Origin of the sequence: Inquilinus ginsengisoli, from assembly GCF_050434925.1 — a bacterium.
Classification (GTDB): domain Bacteria; phylum Pseudomonadota; class Alphaproteobacteria; order DSM-16000; family Inquilinaceae; genus Inquilinus; species Inquilinus ginsengisoli_B.
In genome coordinates this window covers 7,051,421-7,067,692 of sequence record NZ_JBNDJK010000001.1, presented here as the reverse complement: position 1 = coordinate 7,067,692, position 16,272 = coordinate 7,051,421, and the positions used below count along the sequence as shown (strand labels likewise).

At 70.9% G+C, this 16,272-nt stretch carries 16 protein-coding genes; 8 read left to right on the top strand and 8 right to left on the bottom strand.

The genetic code is table 11. The annotated features are described in order from the left end of the window. The first annotated feature begins 27 nt into the window (after positions 1-27). From QFZ27_RS33255 to QFZ27_RS33225, 7 genes are read left to right on the top strand one after another with little or no spacing between them, the layout of a single operon-like run. Positions 28-1,662, top strand: coding sequence for an ABC transporter substrate-binding protein (locus QFZ27_RS33255; protein ID WP_429230746.1), 1,635 nt, complete (start codon positions 28-30; stop codon positions 1,660-1,662). A 4-nt stretch (positions 1,663-1,666) separates the two neighbouring features. Next, the gene (locus tag QFZ27_RS33250) at positions 1,667-2,737 is read left to right on the top strand and encodes an ABC transporter permease (RefSeq protein WP_429230745.1); all 1,071 of its coding nucleotides are present in this window, start codon (positions 1,667-1,669) and stop codon (positions 2,735-2,737) included. Positions 2,738-2,745: 8 nt separating this feature from the next. Next, entirely contained in the window at positions 2,746-3,666 is a 921-nt protein-coding gene (gene nikC / locus QFZ27_RS33245; protein ID WP_429230744.1) for a nickel transporter permease, read from the top strand. Then, positions 3,659-4,522 (top strand): ABC transporter ATP-binding protein, encoded by an 864-nt coding sequence (locus QFZ27_RS33240; protein ID WP_429230743.1) that lies wholly within the window; start codon positions 3,659-3,661, stop codon positions 4,520-4,522. Before nikC ends, QFZ27_RS33240 begins: the two co-directional genes overlap by 8 nt. Continuing rightward, the gene (locus QFZ27_RS33235; RefSeq protein ID WP_429230742.1) at positions 4,519-5,307 is read left to right on the top strand and encodes an ABC transporter ATP-binding protein; all 789 of its coding nucleotides are present in this window, start codon (positions 4,519-4,521) and stop codon (positions 5,305-5,307) included. Before QFZ27_RS33240 ends, QFZ27_RS33235 begins: the two co-directional genes overlap by 4 nt. Further along, on the top strand, positions 5,304-6,347 hold the full coding sequence (locus tag QFZ27_RS33230; RefSeq protein WP_429230741.1) for a serine hydrolase domain-containing protein: 1,044 nt from the start codon (positions 5,304-5,306) through the stop codon (positions 6,345-6,347). The genes QFZ27_RS33235 and QFZ27_RS33230 overlap by 4 nt, the downstream gene beginning before the upstream one ends. A 12-nt stretch (positions 6,348-6,359) precedes the next feature. After that, a complete protein-coding gene (locus tag QFZ27_RS33225; RefSeq protein ID WP_429230740.1) occupies positions 6,360-7,814 on the top strand; it encodes an MmgE/PrpD family protein in 1,455 nt (484 codons plus the stop codon). Here QFZ27_RS33225 and QFZ27_RS33220 read toward each other — a convergent pair. From QFZ27_RS33220 to mdcA, 8 genes are all read right to left on the bottom strand, one after another. Then, entirely contained in the window at positions 7,712-8,641 is a 930-nt protein-coding gene (locus QFZ27_RS33220; protein WP_429230739.1) for a LysR family transcriptional regulator, read from the bottom strand. The two genes, QFZ27_RS33225 and QFZ27_RS33220, sit on opposite strands and share 103 nt — an antisense overlap. Positions 8,642-8,909: 268 nt before the next feature. Next, the gene (gene mdcH / locus QFZ27_RS33215) at positions 8,910-9,839 is read right to left on the bottom strand and encodes a malonate decarboxylase subunit epsilon (protein ID WP_429230738.1); all 930 of its coding nucleotides are present in this window, start codon (positions 9,837-9,839) and stop codon (positions 8,910-8,912) included. Then, complete coding sequence (locus QFZ27_RS33210; protein WP_429230737.1) at positions 9,836-10,741, bottom strand: malonate decarboxylase holo-ACP synthase; 906 nt, start codon at positions 10,739-10,741, stop codon at positions 9,836-9,838. Before QFZ27_RS33210 ends, mdcH begins: the two co-directional genes overlap by 4 nt. Before the next feature lies 1 nt (position 10,742). Next, positions 10,743-11,573, bottom strand: a complete 831-nt coding sequence (gene mdcE / locus QFZ27_RS33205) for a biotin-independent malonate decarboxylase subunit gamma (RefSeq protein ID WP_429230736.1) — start codon at positions 11,571-11,573, stop codon at positions 10,743-10,745. Further along, positions 11,570-12,412, bottom strand: coding sequence for a biotin-independent malonate decarboxylase subunit beta (locus tag QFZ27_RS33200; protein ID WP_429230735.1), 843 nt, complete (start codon positions 12,410-12,412; stop codon positions 11,570-11,572). Before QFZ27_RS33200 ends, mdcE begins: the two co-directional genes overlap by 4 nt. Beyond that, complete coding sequence (locus QFZ27_RS33195; RefSeq protein ID WP_429230734.1) at positions 12,409-12,702, bottom strand: malonate decarboxylase subunit delta; 294 nt, start codon at positions 12,700-12,702, stop codon at positions 12,409-12,411. Before QFZ27_RS33195 ends, QFZ27_RS33200 begins: the two co-directional genes overlap by 4 nt. After that, complete coding sequence (locus tag QFZ27_RS33190) at positions 12,690-13,760, bottom strand: triphosphoribosyl-dephospho-CoA synthase (protein ID WP_429230733.1); 1,071 nt, start codon at positions 13,758-13,760, stop codon at positions 12,690-12,692. Before QFZ27_RS33190 ends, QFZ27_RS33195 begins: the two co-directional genes overlap by 13 nt. 6 nt (positions 13,761-13,766) lie before the next feature. Beyond that, positions 13,767-15,407: a malonate decarboxylase subunit alpha gene (gene mdcA / locus QFZ27_RS33185; RefSeq protein ID WP_429230732.1), complete on the bottom strand. Its 1,641-nt coding sequence runs from the start codon at positions 15,405-15,407 to the stop codon at positions 13,767-13,769. A 131-nt stretch (positions 15,408-15,538) separates the two neighbouring features. Here mdcA and QFZ27_RS33180 point away from each other — a divergent pair, with 131 nt between their 5' ends. Then, positions 15,539-16,222 carry a GntR family transcriptional regulator gene (locus QFZ27_RS33180; protein WP_429230731.1) on the top strand — a complete coding sequence of 228 codons (684 nt, stop codon included), beginning with the start codon at positions 15,539-15,541 and terminating at the stop codon, positions 16,220-16,222. Positions 16,223-16,272 lie beyond the last annotated feature (50 nt).

The window sequence follows — 16,272 nt, the reverse complement described above, 5'->3', positions numbered from 1 at the left end:
TTTCCGCACAGCACGGAGGCTCCACCGATGCTCGCTGCTCCGAATCCGGCGCCGCCCGGATCCCGCCCGCTTCATCGCATCCTCGGCGCGGTCTGCGGCGCCGTCCTCGGCGCGGCGCCGTTCGCCGCCGGGGCGGCCACGCCGTCGAACGCGCTGGTCATGGCCTGGAACGTCGACGCGATCAGCACCTTCGACCCGGCCCAGATCGGCGAGGTGGTGACCAACGAGATCGTGCAGACCACCTGTGACCCGCTGGTCGATGTCGATCCGGCGGACGAGACCAAGGCGGTGCCGCTGTTCGCCGAAAGCTGGGATGTGTCCGACGACCGCCAGCAGATCACCTTCCATCTGCGCAAGGGGGCGGTGTTCCCCTCCGGCAACCCGGTCACCGCGGCCGACACCGCCTGGTCGATGCAGCGCGTGGTCAAGCTCGGCTTCGGCAACGCGGCGACGCTGAACGAGTACGGCTTCACCAAGGACAAGATCGACGCCCAGATCACCGCGCCGGACGACAGCACGCTGGTCCTCAAGCTCGACAAGCCCTATCCGACCAACCTGGTGCTGCAGGGGATCGCCGCGAACCGCGTCTCCTTCACCCATGACCGCCAGACCATCCTGGCCAATGAGGTGAACGGCGACCTCGGCAACAAGTACCTGACGACGCGCACCGAATGCGTCGGCCCCTACAGGCTGGCACAGTGGAACGCCGGCGAGGCCGTGGTCCTGCAGGCGAACGACACGTACTGGGGCCAGGCGCCGGCGCTGAAGCGCATCCTGATCCGCCATGTGGCGGAGGCGGGGACCCAGCGCCTGCTGCTGACCCAGGGCGATGTCGACGTGGCGCGTGACCTGACGCCGGAGGACCTGAAGGACCTGGAGAGTTCTCCCGACGTGTCGATCGTCCGGGTCCTCCGGCCGCAGCTCTTCTACTGGTCGTTCAACAACGCCAACCCGATCTTCGCGAACCCGAAGGTGCGCCTGGCGATGCGCTACCTGATCGACTATGACGGCCTGGCCAGCACCGTGATGTCGAATATCGGCGTGCCGCGGGCCAGCTTCGCCCAGATCGGCGCGGTCGGCGCGCTGGATGAGACCGAAGGGCAGCCCTTCTCGCTCGATCTCGACAAGGCCAGGGCGCTGCTGGCCGAGGCCGGCTATCCGAACGGATTCAAGGCCAGCGTCTTCATCGGCACCCTGCCGCATGCCGCGCCGGTCGCGCAGAGCGTGCAGCAGAACGCCGCCCGGATCGGCGTCGAGCTGACGGTGGAGCGGATGGCCAATGCCCAGCTGTTCAGCCGGGTGCGCGGCCGGGATTTCGAGACCTCGATGTCGTCGTGGCAGACCAGTGTGCCCGATGCCCACGGCAACGCCTCCCGGCTGGTCTACAACCCGGACAACAGGCCGGAGGCGAAGCTGACCCAGAACCCGAGCTGGAACGCCTCCTTCGCCTCCGCGGACGCCAACCGGACGGTCGAGGCGGCGCTGCTGGAGCCGGATCCGGAGAAGCGGAACGCGCTCTATCGCGACCTGCAGCTGCAGATGATGCAGGAGGGGCCCTTCGCCTTCATGTTCCAGACCTACAATGTCGCCGGCATCCGCAAGACGCTGAAGAACTGGCGCTGGAACGGCTTCCGGACCTATTACGAAACCGTCTCCAAGTAGCGCCATGGTCGACGCTCCCATCGCCGCCCCCCGCCCGATCGCAGCCCCAGGACGGAGCGCGCTGTCGTCCTGGGTGCTGGCGGCCGGCCGGACCGTCCTGTCCGTCGCCGTCACCCTGTTTGGCCTCGTGGCGCTGACCTTCTTCATCGGGCGGATGCTGCCGCTCGACCCGGTCGCCGCCATCCTCGGCGACAACGCCACCCAGGCCGCCTATGACGCGGTGTACCGGCAGCTCGGGCTGGACCAGCCGATCTGGATCCAGTTCCTGCGCTACCTGCGCGACATCGTCAGCCTCGACCTCGGCACGGCGCTGACCACCGGCAAGCCTGTGGTCGAGGACATCGCCCGGGTGTTCCCGGCGACGCTGGAGCTGGCGACGGTCGCCATCATCATCGGCACCGGGCTCGGCATCCCCTTCGGCGTGCTGGCGGCGATGTACCGCGACAGCGCGGCGGACCACATCGTCCGCGTGGTCGGCCTCTTGGGCTATTCGGCACCGACCTTCTGGCTCGGGCTGATGGGGCTGGTGCTGTTCTATGCCACGCTGGGCTGGGTCGGCGGGCCCGGCCGGATCGATTTTACATACGAGTTCGACATCGAGCCGATGACCGGCTTCCTGCTGCTCGACACCGCGCTGCAGGGGCAGTGGGAGGTGTTCGGCAACGTCTTCAGCCACGTCATCCTGCCGGCCTCGATCCTCGGCTTCAGCGCGCTGGCCTATATCAGCCGGATGACGCGCAGCTTCATGATCGAGCAGCTGGGCCAGGAATATGTGGTGGCGGCGCGGGTCAAGGGCCTGTCCTGGGCCCGCACCGTCTGGATCCACGCCTTCCGCAACATCGCGGTGCAGGTGGTGACGGTGGTGGCCCTGTCCTATGCCTTCCTGCTGGAAGGCGCGGTGCTGACCGAGACGGTCTTCGCCTGGCCCGGCTTCGGCCGCTACCTGACCAACACGCTGCTGGCCGGCGACATGAACGCGGTGGTGGGCTGCACGCTGCTGATCGGCGTCATCTTCGTGACGCTGAATCTGGTGTGCGACCTGCTGTACCGCATCTTCGACCCTCGCACCCGATGAGCGCGGACATGCCCAGCGACATCGCTTTACGACCCGGCTCGATCAGGGCCTGGCTGCACGCCCCGGTCCCGGCCTCGCCGATGCAGGCCCGCGCCCAGCAGCTCTGGCTCAAGTTGCTGCGGCTGGTGGGCAACCCCCCGGCGCTGCTGGGGCTGGTCATCCTCCTGGTCATCGCGGTCATGGCGATCTTCGCGCCGCTGATCGCGACCCACGACATCTACGCCCAGGACCTCACCACCCGGCTGCAGCCGCCCTCGGCCGCGCATTTCCTAGGCACCGACGAGCTCGGCCGCGACGTGTTCAGCCGCATCGTCTTCGGCGCCCGGATCACGCTCTACATCGCCGTGCTGACGGCGCTGATCGTGGCGCCGATCGGCCTTCTGATCGGCACCACCTCGGGCTATCTCGGCGGCTGGGTCGACATCGTGCTGATGCGCGTCGTCGACATCTTCCTGGCCTTCCCAAGCCTGGTGCTGGCGCTGGCCTTCGTCGCCGCGCTCGGGCCCGGCATCCAGAACGCGATCATCGCCATCTCGCTCGCCGCCTGGCCGCCGATCGCGCGGCTGGCGCGGGCCGAGACGCTGTCGATCCGGTCCTCCGACTACATCGCCGCGGTCCGGCTGCAGGGGGCGTCGTCGCTGCGGATCATCCTGTCGCATGTGGTGCCGATGTGCCTGCCCTCCGTGGTGGTGCGGATCACGCTCAACATGGCGGCGATCATCCTCACCGCCGCGGGGCTCGGCTTCCTCGGCCTCGGGGCGCAGCCGCCCAGCCCGGAATGGGGGGCGATGCTGTCCAGCGGCCGCGAATTCGTGCTGACCAGCTGGTGGATCGCGGCGATCCCCGGCTGCGCCATCCTGCTCACCAGCCTGGCCTTCAACCTGTTCGGCGACGGGCTGCGCGACATCCTGGATCCCCGCCATGGCTGAGCCGCTCCTGCAGGTCGAGGACCTGCGCATCGACTTCTCCGGCGGCCGCGGCACCATCCAGGCCGTGCGCGGCATCTCCTTCGCCGTCGGGCGCGAGAAGGTCGGCATCGTCGGCGAATCCGGCTCCGGCAAATCGCTGACCGGCCGTTCGGTCATGAAATTGACGCCCAAGGCGGCGCGGGTGACGGCGCGGCGGCTCGACTTCGACGGCATCGACCTGCTGGCGGCCTCGGAGCGGCGGATGCGGGCGATCCGCGGCAACCGCATCTCGATGATCCTGCAGGACCCGAAATTCTCGCTGAACCCGCTGATGCGGGTTGGCAAGCAGATCACCGAGGCCTACCGGCTGCACCACCGGGTCGGCGCGCGCGTCGCCCAGGCCCGGGCGCTGGAGATGCTGGACGCCGTCCATATCCGCGACCCGGAGCGCGTCTTCCGCCTGTTCCCGCACGAGGTCTCGGGCGGCATGGGCCAGCGGATCATGATCGCGATGATGCTGATCCCCGAGCCGGACCTGATCATCGCCGACGAGCCGACCTCGGCGCTCGACGTGACGGTGCGGCGGCAGGTGCTGACCATCCTGGACGAGCTGGTGACCCGGCGCGGCACCGGGCTGATGTTCATCAGCCACGACCTCAACCTGGTTGCCGATTTCTGCGACCGGGTGCTGGTGATGTATGCCGGCCGGATCCTGGAGGACCTGCCGGCGCGGGAGCTGCACCGGGCGCAGCATCCGTACACCCGCGCGCTGCTCGACAGCCTGCCGCAGCTCGACCGGCCGGTCGACACGCTGCAGGTGCCCAGCCGCGACCCGGCCTGGCTCGACGGACCGACCTTCGCCGGAGCCGCGGCATGACGGACGCGATCCTGGAGGCGGTCGGCCTGCGCGTCACCTTCGGCTCCGGCGCCGCGGCGATGACCGCCGTCGACGACGTCTCCTTCGTCCTCCGGCAGGGCGAATCCTTCGGGCTGATCGGCGAATCCGGCTGCGGCAAGTCGACCGTGCTGCGCGCCCTGGCCGGGCTCAACACCGGCTATCAGGGGTCGATCCTGTTCCGTGGCCGCGAGGTGCCGCGCAAGCGCGACAAGGCGTTCTTCCGCCGGGTCCAGATGGTGTTCCAGGACCCCTATGCCTCGCTGCATCCGCGCAAGATGGTACGGGCCGTGCTGTCCGAACCGCTCAGGATCCACGGCTTCGACCGGCAGGAGCAGCGGATCGACGCGGCGCTCGACGCAGTCGGCCTCGGCCGCGGCTTCCGCTACCGCTACCCGCACGAGCTGTCGGGCGGGCAGCGCCAGCGCGTCGCCATCGCCCGCAGCCTGATCATCGAGCCGGAGATCCTGCTGCTGGACGAGCCGACCTCGGCCCTCGACGTCTCGGTCCAGGCCGAGATCCTGAACCTGCTGAAGGCGCTGCGGCGCGAGCGCGGCCTGACCTATCTGATGGTGACCCACGACCTGCCGGTGATCGCCCATCTCTGCGACCGCATCGCCATGATGAACGGCGGCCGCATCGTCGAGGAGATGACGGCGCAGGGCGTCCGCGCCCGCCAGGCGCAGGACGCCTACACGCGCAGCTTCCTGGAGGCGAGCACCGGCTACCGGCCGGCGTCCGAGGTGGGGGAGGCGGTGGCACCGTGAGACTGTTGAGCACAGCCGAACTGGCCGAGGCCTGGCCCGGCGCGATCTGGGAGATGGTCGAGGACATCCGGTCCGCCGGATGGTCGCTCGAGCATCTCGACCGGGTCTGGACCCATGCCGACGGGATCGGCACCGCCGCCCTGATGATCGTGCAGGGCGGGCGCGTGATCGCCAGCCGCGGCGACGTCACCCGCCGCTACCTGTGCCATTCGATCCGCAAGAGCTTCCTCAGCGCGCTGATCGGCACGCATCGGGGCGACGACGCCATCGACCTGTCGCTGACCCTGGACAAGCTCGGCATCGACGACTGCGAGGGGCTCAGCGAGCGCGAGAAGCAGGCGACGGTCTACGACCTGCTGACCGCCCGGTCCGGCATCTCCCATCCGGCCGGCTACGAGACGCCCTGGATGAAATCGTTGAAACCGCCGCGCCATGCCCACGCGCCGGGCACGGTGTGGTGCTACAGCAACTGGGACTTCAACGCGCTCGGCACGATCTACACACAGCTGACCGGTCTTGGCATCCACGCTGCCTTCCACGACCGGATCGCGGTGCCGCTGGGCCTGCAGGATTTCCGTTTCGACGCCGAGCAGGCGGATGGCTGGCTGCAGCCCGATCCGTGCTCGGTCCACCCGGCCTATCCGTTCCGGATGTCGACTCGCGACCTCGCGCGCTTCGGCCTGCTGTTCCTGCGCGACGGCCGCTGGGGCGATCGCGAGGTGGTGCAGCAGAACTGGGTCGCGGCCAGCGTGCTGCCCTATTCGGACGCGGGGACGCGCGGCGCCTATGGCTACATGTGGTGGGTGGCGCGGCAGGGCATCGCCTTCCCGGGCGTGATCGTGCCGGAGGGCAGCTACAGCGCCCAAGGTGCCGGCGGCCATGTCTGCATCGTCATCCCGCCGCTCGATCTCGTCATCGTCCACCGTGCCGACACGGAGAAGATCAACGGAAAGGCGGCGGGACCGGAGGTCAACCGGTTCCAGTTCGGCCGACTGCTCGCCCTCATCCTGGACGCCCGCAGGGCCGGCATGGCCGCCTGAGCCGGAGGAACCATGGCCAGCATCATCGAGGCGATCGCGCGCTGGAGCCGATCCGGGGTCGAGTTCGGCGATCTCGCCCGTCTCCGCGCCCGCCATGCCATCGCCGACACCATCGGCTGCATGCTGGCCGGGGCCGGCGACCCGTCGGTGCAAGCGGTGCGCGCCGCCTTCGCCGGCTCGATCGCCGACGGACCGCGCTGCACTCTGGTCGGGGGTGGGCAGGCGGCCGAGGGGTTGTCGGCCCTGGTCAACGGCACCGCGGCGCATGCGCTCGACTACGACGACAACTTCCGGCCCGGTGCCAGCCACGCCTCAGCGGTGCTGGTGCCGGCGCTGCTTGGCCTGGCGCTGGCCCGGGGCACGTCCGGGCGGATGCTGGTCGACGCCTATCTGGTCGGGCTGGAGGCGCAGGCCGCGGTCGGGCGCGGGGTCAACCCGTCACACTACGCCGCCGGGTGGCACTCCACCTCGACCGTCGGTTGCATCGGCACCGCGGCAGGCGTGGCCTGGCTGCGCGGCCTGGACGAGGCCGGCATCGCCCGGGCGATGAGCCTCGCCGTCAGCATGGCCGCCGGGGTCAAGGGGCAGTTCGGCACGCCGGCCAAGCCGCTGCATGCCGGCCTGGCGGCGCGCAATGCCGTCGAGGCCGCGGCGCTGGCGGAGTGCGGCATGACCGGCCGTCTCGACATCCTGGAGGCGCCGCAGGGCTTCCGCGAGCTGTTCGGCGGGCCGGCCGCCACGGGCTGGGACGGGGTCGCAATCGGCGCGCCGCATGTGATCGAGAGCGAGGGGCTGATGCCGAAGCGCCACCCCTGCTGCGGCTCGACCCACAACGCGGTCGACATCGTCCTCGACCTCCGGGCGCAGCACGGCTTCGCGGCGGGAGAGGTGGCGGCGGTGGAGACGCTGGTCGGCGTTGTCAACCAGCGCAATCTCGCCTATCCGCGGCCGGAGGACGAGATGCAGGCGCGCTTCTCGATGCAGTACTGCGTCGCCCTGGCGCTGCTGAAGGACCGGTTGGAGCTGTCGGACTTCACCGCAGCGGCAGTCGGGGCGAAGCCGGCGCGCGAACTGCTCCCGCGCATCGCCATGACTTCCCATCCGCCGGAGGATGAACGGGGGCGGCCGCTGCCGCACCGGGTCACCATCCGCCTCGCCGACGGCCGGGTGCTGTCGGGCGAGCGCGGCGAGGCCAAGGGCACCATCGCCGATCCGTTCGACGACTTCGACCGCCGGGCCAAGTTCGCCGATTGCTGCCGCGGCACGCTCGACACCAGCGAGGCCGACCGGCTGCATGACCGCCTCGACCGGCTGGACGAGGAGGGCGACCTCGCCTTCCTCGAACAGCCGTTGGCGCAGGCTGGTCAGACTGCCGAGATCCGGCGGGGCAGGGGCACCGTCTCCGGTTCGTCGGGAATGGCCGACCAGAACCGGTCGGCGCAGGCGCGGGTGGCGGAGGCCCGGTAGAGGCGGATCTCGACATCCAGCGCCCAGCTCGGGTTGCCGGCCCGGACCAGGGCGCCGGAGCGCAGCTCCTCCGCGATCAGGCTTTCGGGGATCCAGGCCAGGCCGCGCCCGGCCAGCGCCATGGCCTTGAGGCCGGCCGACATGGCGTTCTCATAGACCACGGCGAGCGGCAGCGGGCGCCCGGCGAACAGCTTGACCAGGCCATGGCCGAAGAAGGAGCCGGTGCCGTAGCTGAGATACTGGATCGGCCCGCCGCCGCTGTCGATCGCGTGCAGCGGCCGGCCGCGGGCGTCGGGGGCGGAGACCGGGATGACCCGCTCCTCGCCCAGGCAGCGGTGCTCGCAATAGGCGATGTCGCTCATCAGCGGCACCGATTCATGGGCATAGGTCAGCAGGAAGTCGCAGTGGCCGTCGAGCAGGGTGGCGATGATGCCGGCGAAGGTCGGCCGCGTCTCGAAGCGGGTGCACAGCGGGCCGAGCTGGTTCTCCAGCCGCCGGATCCAGGTCGGGAAGAAGGTCAGGGACAGGGTGTTCAGCGTGCCGAAGGACAGCGTCTCCGCCGCGGCGTCGTGCCGGTGGCGCAGCTCGGTCCGGGTCTGGTGCACGAGATCCAGGATCTTTCGCGCCCGCGGCAGGAAATCCTGGCCTTCCGGGGTCAGGCGCACGGGATAGCTGGTGCGGTCGAACAGCGGCACGCCGATCCAGGTCTCGAGCTGCCGAATCCGGCGGCTGAGGGCGGATTGCGTGACGTGGCGCTCCTCCGCGGACCGAGAGAAGCTCGATGTCGCGGACAGGCTGAGAAAATCTTCCAGCCATTTGACTTCCATCAGGGGCCTCCGGGTTCGGGGCAGCTCCGACACGCGATCTTTGACGGCATGGGACTGTACGCCCGGACGGACGAGATGCGGTCCCGACCGTGCGATACTGCGTCATCCGCCGCGACTGTGGAACCGAGGCGCATGCAGGCAGCGTACCAGCCGGAGATCCGCCGGCTGCCGTAACGCTGCTGCAGGCTGGATGATCAGGGGGCAGGCAGGATCCTGAACCGTGATCAAGTCATAGGCAGGAAGGATCGAGGACGGGTGTCCTCTGCTCTCACCGGTCTCCGGCGCGGGCGGCGAAGGTCCGGGCGCCCGACAGCGACAGGCTCTCCATGCAGCGGCCGGGCAGGTCGGGGAATTCCGCCGCGGCCAGCCGGGTCAGGACCGTGCCGGGCGGCATCTCCAGGAAGGCCGTGGCGCCGTGCTCGGCCATCAGGGTGACGCTGTCGGACCAGCGCACCGGATGGGCCAGGTTGGTCGCCAGCTCCTCCCACACAGCGGCGGCGTCGCGCAGCGCCCGGGCCCGCCGGTTGCCGACCACGGGGATGCGCGGCGCCGCGACAGGGACCGACTCGATCGCTGCCGTCAGGGCCGCCGCAGCTCCATCCATCAGCGGACAATGCGACGGCACGGCCACGGCCAGCCGCTCGGCTCGCCGCGCGCCGGCCTGCTGCGCCGTCTCGATCGCGCGGTCGAGCGCGGCGTCGGCACCGCTCAGCACGAACTCCGCCGGCCCGTTGAGATTGGCGAGGTAGAGCGGGGCGGCCGGGCCGTGGATCGCGCCGATGATCGCCTCGACCCGGCGCTGCGGCAGGCCGGTCACCGCCACCATGCCGAACCCGGCCGGGCACGCCTGCTCCATCAGCCGCGCCCGGCGGTCGACCAGACGCAGCGCGTCGGCGAGGGCGAGGGCGCCAGCCGTCACCGCAGCGGCGAAGGATCCGACCGAGAGGCCGGCGACCATGGCGGGAGCGACACCCTCCGCCGCCAGGGCTCGCGCGGTGGCGACGCCGGCGACGAGCAGGCCGAGCTGCACCGCCACCGTCGATTGCAGGGCGGCACCGCCGTCCAGTTCCAGGATCTCCCGCCCGAGCACCGTGGTCGCCTCCTGCAGCGTCGCCGCGACGGATGGATGGTCCGGCAGCCGATGCAGGAAGCCGGGGCTCTGCGCCCCCTGGCCGGGGAACAGGAAGGCGATGCTCATGCGGGCTCGGCCCAGGGATCGCGGACCAGCCGCGGGCCGGTGGGGGTCTTGACCACGGCGAGGCCGCCCGCGGCGATCTCGGCCAGGCTGCAGGCGCCGAGTGGGGTTTCCATCGCAACGTCGGCTCGGATCGGTAGTGTTGCCAGGGCAGTGAGCAGACGACGGGCCTCGCCGGAGCCGAGGCGGCTGGATGCACGCAGGATGATGTCCAGATCGCTGTCCGAGTTTGCCGTCGGCTGGCCGGTGGCGAACTCGAAGCCGACACTGCCGGCGGGTCCCCAATTCCAGCCATCGAGCAGGGTGGCGACGGCGTCGAGAGCGGCCAGCGCCGGAATCTCGGCCAGGCGCCGATGCCCTTGCCAGGCTCGAGCGGCGGCCAGATCCTCCGGCGTGCGGCGCTCGACGACTGCCCCTGGCGACAGCCAGGCGGCACACCGTTCGGAGCGGCCCGAGCCGCGGATGCCAACCGGCAGCAGGCCATCGAAGGGGAGCGCCCTGCGCACCACCACCCAGGGCGCCGTTATCAGAGACGCCGCGGCCCAGTCGGGAAGGTTCCGGGCAAGCTCGGCCATGACCGCCGGCTCGACCCGCAGCAGGTCGTGTGGCTGGAATGCAACGTGCCGCTCACGCTGCCCCTCTCGCGAAAGCCTTTCATCCTTCCCCTCCCCTCGCGGGAGGGGGTAGGGGGAGGGGGTATCGATGGCGAGAACCGACGCGGGGTCATCCAGGAGTTCTATGGGGTTGTGCCGACGCTCGACTTCGGTTCCGGCGGCGCCAGACCCCTCCCCCTTCCCCCCTCCCGCAAGGGGAGGGGGAGAGTAAGAGAGAGAGGTCGGTCCAAACGGAGGAACTGTCTTTCCTGCAGGCGGGAGGGCCGACGCGAGCGGGAGGCGGTCGCTCATCTCACGCCGCGTCCCATTGCTCGGCCAGGCGCCGGCGCACCTCGATCGAGGCGGGCCGGCCCTGCCGCGCCGCGGGAGAGGTCAGGCGCGAGGACAAGCCGCGGTCGCCGGATGCCCGGATGTCGGCCACCGCCGCCGCCAGCTCGGCCCGCACCCGCTCGACATCCGCGGCGCCCGGTGCCTCGGCCGACACGCCCTCGATCAGCCCATGCAGCAGCCCGAGCCCGGCATAGGCGCGGATGCCATAGGCCATCGGCGGGACCTGCTCGCCCAGCCGGTCGAGCTCGGCGAGCGTGCGGCGGGTGACGCGCGCGGCGGCCTCGCGGCCCATCGCATGCACCAGCACACCGTCATCGGCCAGCGCCAGGATCCGGTTGGCCTGGTAGCCATGGGCCAGGAAGGCGCCGGACATCGCCTTGCCGACCAGCAGCGCCACCACGGGATGGCCGGTCAGCCGGGCGGCGGCATAGGCGTCGGCCGCCGCGGCGCAGGCCAGGTGGATGCCCAGCATCTCCTCCTGCCGGCCATAGGCCTGGCTGGTGACGTCGACCACCGCGATGATCGGGCGCTTGGCCCCGTCCCGATCTGCTTCGATCACGGCCCGCACCGCGGCGGCCAGGCCCCAGCCTTCCTCCAGCCCGACCTCGCCATGCCGGGCCCGCGGGAAGCGGTTGGCCGGGTCGGGCACCACGGCGATGAAGCGCGCCGCCTCGCCGCCCAGCGGCGCGTCGGCGGTCAGCACGGTCGACGTGCCCTCGACGGCGGTTCCCGGGCAGGCCAGGACTGAAAGCCAGATCCGGCCCCTGCTGTCGGATGATGCCGTGGTGCTCATGACACGCTCTCCTCGTCCCAAAGGTCTCTCAGTCCCTCCGGCGTTGGCGGCGCGGCGGGGTCGATCGCCGCCAGCCGCGCCCGGTAGAGCTCGACCGCCGCGCTGCGATGCTTCGGCAGGCCGGCGGCGAAGGCGGTGCGCACCGCGTCGGCGATCGCCCCGGCATCGTCCTCGACCAGCGTGTCGACGAAACCGGCGGCCCGGCGCTGCTCGCCGCCGATCAGGCTCCAGATCAGCTTGCGGTCGGAGGAGTCCAGCTCCTCGATCCCCGCCTCCTGCTCGATCACCTCCGGCCCGTTCATGCCCAGCCGGGCCTGCCGGGTGACGATCAGCGTGCTGCACAGCGCCGCCGCCAGCGACATGCCGCCGAAGCAGCCCACCATGCCGGAGATCACCCCGACCACCGGCACATGCGGCCGCAGCGCCAGGATGCCGGCCTGGATCTCGGCGATGGCGGCGAGGCCGAGATTGGCCTCCTGCAGCCGCACGCCGCCGGTCTCGAACAGGATCACCGGCCGGGTCGGAATGCCGCGCTCATGGTCGGCCAGCGCCCGCTCCAGCGCCCCGGCGATCTTGGCGCCGGCGACCTCGCCCATGCTGCCGCCCTGATAGGCGCTCTCGATCGCGGCGACCACCGCCGGCTGGCCGTCGATCCGGCCGCGGGCCAGCACCACCCCGTCATCGGACTGGGTCGGGATGCCCTGCAGCGGCAGCCAGGGCGAGACCAGCCGGTCGAATGGCCCGAGGATCTCACGGACGCTGCCGTCGTCCAGCAGGGCGCCGGCGCGGTCGCGGGCGGTCAGCTCGATGAAGCTGTTGCGGGTTGCGATGGCGTTCATGACTTCGTCGCCTCCACCGCCTGCTCCAGGCGCAGCGCCACCATGCCGGGCGTGGCGCCGAAATCGTTGATCTCGACCGCGGCGGCGACGCCGTGGCGGGCGATGAACCGGTCCAGCACCGCCCGCCACACCGCGCCGTAGCCGTCGACGCTGGTGGTGACGCGGATATGGGCGTGGCCGTCCGGCGAGGGCTCGATCAGCACCTCGAGGTTGCCGGAGCCGACGACGCCGACATGGGCGCGCTTCGGCACGGTTGCGGTGGCGGGGTAGTCGAAGCTCAGGCGTTCCATGGGGCGAAGCTCCGGTCGATGCGGTCGAGGAACAGGGCGGCGGCCAGCAGGTCCGCCGAGCCGCCGGGCGACACCCAGCGAGCGAGAAGGTTGGCGTCGAGCGCCTGCAGCGCCGCACGGCCGGCCAGGACGGCGGTGCCGCCGGCGGCCAGCACGGCGCGGGCACCGGCCTGCGCCGCTTCCAGTGCCGGGCGGCCGCCGCGATGCAGCAGGCAGGTGTCGTCGAGCGACGCCATGACCGCCAGCAGCGCGTCCAGCCGGGCCTCGGTCTCCGTGGCACCGGCGGCGCGGCTGGCCCGCAGGGCGGGGAGGGCGATCGTCACGACATGCGGGAAGCCGGTCTGGGCCTCACCGCGGGCGCCGGCTGCGCCATGCGCCTGCCGTGCCTGCTCGCCGTTGCTCGATGCCTGCGGCGCGAAGCGGTCGGGACAGCGTGCGATCGCGGCGGCCGTCTCAGCAATGCGGCGGGGGCCGGCCGGACCGGCGATCACCGTCCCGGCCAGCAGCAGCCCAAGCGCCCAGATCGCGCCGCGATGGGCATTGCTGCCGCCGGTCGCCGTCATCATGTGGATCTCCCCGGCGCGGCCGATCGCGGCCAGCTCCTCGCGCAGCGACGGGTCCGGCTGGCGGCCTTGGGCGGCCTCGGCCATGGCGCGAAAGGCCGGGCGCAGGGCCTGGGCGGATCGGCGCAGCGTTTCCAGGTCGAGGTCGCGATGCGCGCCGGAACCGCGCCGGTCGACCAGCCCTGGCTTCGGGGTCAGCTCCGCCTCCTCGACCAACGCCCAGGCGGCGAGATCGGCGAGGATGTCGGGACTTACGGCATTCGCATGCCGTTCTGTTCTAGTCCCCCCTCCTCTTGCGGGAGGGGGGTAGGGGGAGGGGTCTGCGCGCGTCCGCGCGCGAATGGTCAGGTTGTCGAACTCGCCGTCCGCGTCGGCCGTGCCGGCCTCTAACAGTCCGGGCCGGCTCAAGCCGAGAGAACCCCCTCCCCCTAGCCCCCTCCCGCGAGGGGAGGGGGGACTAAAGGAGGGTGATGTGCGGGTGTCGATCTTGCCCATGGCCGGTCACCAGCTGCGGAACCGGGCGGGCGGCCGGTACAGCCCACCGGACCAGTCCACCAGATCGTCGATCGAGCGCGCCGCCAGCAGCGAGCGGTTCGCCTGCAGCCGGCTGACGCCGATATCCTCGGGATAGGCGACGATGCCGCGGGCCCGGAGGTCGGCGGTGCGCTTCGCCTCCGCCCGCCGGCCGATCTCGGTGGCGCCGGCCACGGCGGCGATGGCGGCGCGGCGCTCCTCGCCGCCCTCGGCCTTGTAGAGATAGGCGATGCCCTCCTCGGTCACGACATGGGAGACGTCGTCGCCATAGATCATCACCGGCGCGATCGGCATGCCGCTGTTGCGGCCGACCTCGACCGCGTCGAGCGTCTCGACGAAGGCCGGCACGCCACCCGACTTGAAGGTCTCGACCGTCTGCACCACCAGCTTGCGGCCGCGGGCGACCGGTGCCTTCGAGGTCATCAGGCTGAGCCAGGCGTCGCTGGCGTGGCGGCGGCCGCGCGGGTCGTGGCCCATGTTCGGCGCGCCGCCGAAGCCGGCCAGCCGGCCGAGCGTGACGGTGGAGGAGTTGCCGTCCGCATCCATCTGCAGGGTCGAGCCGATGAACAGGTCGACGCCGTACTGCCCGGCCAGCTGGCAGAACACGCGGTTCGACCGCAGGCTGCCGTCGCGGCCGACGAAGAAGACGTCCGGCCGGGCGCGGATATAGTCCTCCATCCCGACTTCGCTGCCGAAGCAGTGGACGCTGTCGACCCAGCCGCTTTCGATCGCCGGGATCAGCGTCGGATGTGGGTTCAGCGCCCAGTTGCGGCAGATCTTGCCCTTCAGCCCCAGGCTCTCGCCATAGGTCGGCAGCAGCAGCTCCACCGCCGCGGTGTCGAAGCCGATGCCGTGGTTGAGGGAGGTGACGCCGTGCCGCTCATAGATCCCGCGGATGATCATCATCCCCATCAGGATCTGCAGCTCGCCGATATGGCGCGGGTCGCGGGTGAACAGCGGCTCGACCGCGAAGGGCCGGTCGGCCTCGACCACGAAGTCGACCCAGGAGGCGGGGATGTCGACCCGCGGCAGCTCGTCCACGATCTCGTTGACCTGGGCCACCACCACGCCGTGGCGGAAGGCCGTGGCCTCGACGATGGTCGGCGTGTCCTCGGTGTTGGCGCCGGTGTAGAGATTGCCGTGCCGGTCCGCCTGCTCGGCGCAGACCAGGGCCACCTGCGGCGTCAGGTCGACGAACATCCGGGCATAGAGCTCGACATAGGTGTAGATCGCGCCGATCTCGAGCTTGCCGTCTTCCAGCAGCTGCGCCACGCGCAGGCTCTGCGGCCCGGCGAAGGAGAAGTCGACCTTGCGGGCGATGCCGCGCTCGAACAGGTCGAGATGCTCGGGCCGGCCGAGGGTCGAGATCAGCAGGTGCAGGTCGTGGACCTTGGCGGGGTCGAGCGCGGCCAGGGAGCGGGACAGGAAGTCCGCCTGCTTCTGGTTGTCGCCTTCCAGCGCGACGCGGTCGCCCGGCTCGATCAGCGCCGTCAACGCCTCGCCGACCCGCTCCGGCTTCAGCACCGGGCCGTCGGCGAAGGCCGCCGCCCGCTCCAGGCGCCTCTGCTTCCGTGAGGCCAGGGTCGACCAGGTCCGTGCGGTTTCCATCGGTCTCTCCGCAGTGGCGTATACAGATACCGTTTCTGCCGTCGAATATGAATACGGAGATTGCATGTGGCAAGGCGTTGGAATACGCTGGTGCTATTAAATCCAATTAACGTGCACGGGAGGCTCCGGATTTGGCCCCTGAGGATACGCCCGTTAACGATCGCGCCTCGCTGTCGGAGCGGATCCGCCTGGCGCTGACCGACGAGATCTCCACCGGCCGCATGCCGCCGGGCACGGTGCTGGACGAGGCGCAACTGGCCGAGACCTACGGCGCCTCCCGCACGCCGGTGCGCGACGCCGTGCGCCACCTGGCCGCCGCCGGGCTGGTCGAGATCCGGCCGCGCCGCGGCATCGTCGTGCTGCCGATGACGATCGAGACCCTGTCCGAGATGTTCGAAGTCACGGCCGAGATCGAGGCGATGTGCGCGCGGATGGCGACCAACCGGATGACGGCGCTGGAGCGCGGCCGGCTGATCGAGCTGCACGAGGCGTCGGAGGGGCTGCTGCAGTCCGGCGACATCGCCGGCTACGACGCTTTCAACCTGGCCTTCCACGAAGGCATCTACCGCGCCACCCACAACGGCTTCCTGGTCGAGCACGCGCTGCAGCTGCGCGCCCGGCTGCTGCCGTTCCGGCGGACCCAGCTGCGCTATCCCAACCGCCTGGGCCAGTCGCGCGACGAGCATGGCGGGATCCTGCGGGCGATGACCCGCGGCGACCCGGACGAGGCCGCCTTTGCCATGCGCGAGCACATGCTGAACGCCGGCAGCGCCCTGGCGCGCTTCCTGACATTGGAGCCGGACCGGACGGGCTGACGCCTCCGGGGACGGGGCCGCCGATAAACCAGAACGACGGGAGAGGAAAC

Bases quoted from the DNA above. Each gene is read 5' to 3' on its own strand.
- QFZ27_RS33255 (WP_429230746.1), top strand. From the start codon at position 28: ATGCTCGCTGCTCCGAATCCGGCGCCGCCCGGATCCCGCCCGCTTCAT.
- QFZ27_RS33250 (WP_429230745.1), top strand. From the start codon at position 1,667: ATGGTCGACGCTCCCATCGCCGCCCCCCGCCCGATCGCAGCCCCAGGA.
- nikC (WP_429230744.1), top strand. From the start codon at position 2,746: ATGCCCAGCGACATCGCTTTACGACCCGGCTCGATCAGGGCCTGGCTG.
- QFZ27_RS33240 (WP_429230743.1), top strand. From the start codon at position 3,659: ATGGCTGAGCCGCTCCTGCAGGTCGAGGACCTGCGCATCGACTTCTCC.
- QFZ27_RS33235 (WP_429230742.1), top strand. From the start codon at position 4,519: ATGACGGACGCGATCCTGGAGGCGGTCGGCCTGCGCGTCACCTTCGGC.
- QFZ27_RS33225 (WP_429230740.1), top strand. From the start codon at position 6,360: ATGGCCAGCATCATCGAGGCGATCGCGCGCTGGAGCCGATCCGGGGTC.
- QFZ27_RS33220 (WP_429230739.1), bottom strand. From the start codon at position 8,641: ATGGAAGTCAAATGGCTGGAAGATTTTCTCAGCCTGTCCGCGACATCG.
- mdcH (WP_429230738.1), bottom strand. From the start codon at position 9,839: ATGAGCATCGCCTTCCTGTTCCCCGGCCAGGGGGCGCAGAGCCCCGGC.
- QFZ27_RS33210 (WP_429230737.1), bottom strand. From the start codon at position 10,741: ATGAGCGACCGCCTCCCGCTCGCGTCGGCCCTCCCGCCTGCAGGAAAG.
- mdcE (WP_429230736.1), bottom strand. From the start codon at position 11,573: ATGAGCACCACGGCATCATCCGACAGCAGGGGCCGGATCTGGCTTTCA.
- QFZ27_RS33200 (WP_429230735.1), bottom strand. From the start codon at position 12,412: ATGAACGCCATCGCAACCCGCAACAGCTTCATCGAGCTGACCGCCCGC.
- QFZ27_RS33195 (WP_429230734.1), bottom strand. From the start codon at position 12,702: ATGGAACGCCTGAGCTTCGACTACCCCGCCACCGCAACCGTGCCGAAG.
- QFZ27_RS33190 (WP_429230733.1), bottom strand. From the start codon at position 13,760: ATGGGCAAGATCGACACCCGCACATCACCCTCCTTTAGTCCCCCCTCC.
- mdcA (WP_429230732.1), bottom strand. From the start codon at position 15,407: ATGGAAACCGCACGGACCTGGTCGACCCTGGCCTCACGGAAGCAGAGG.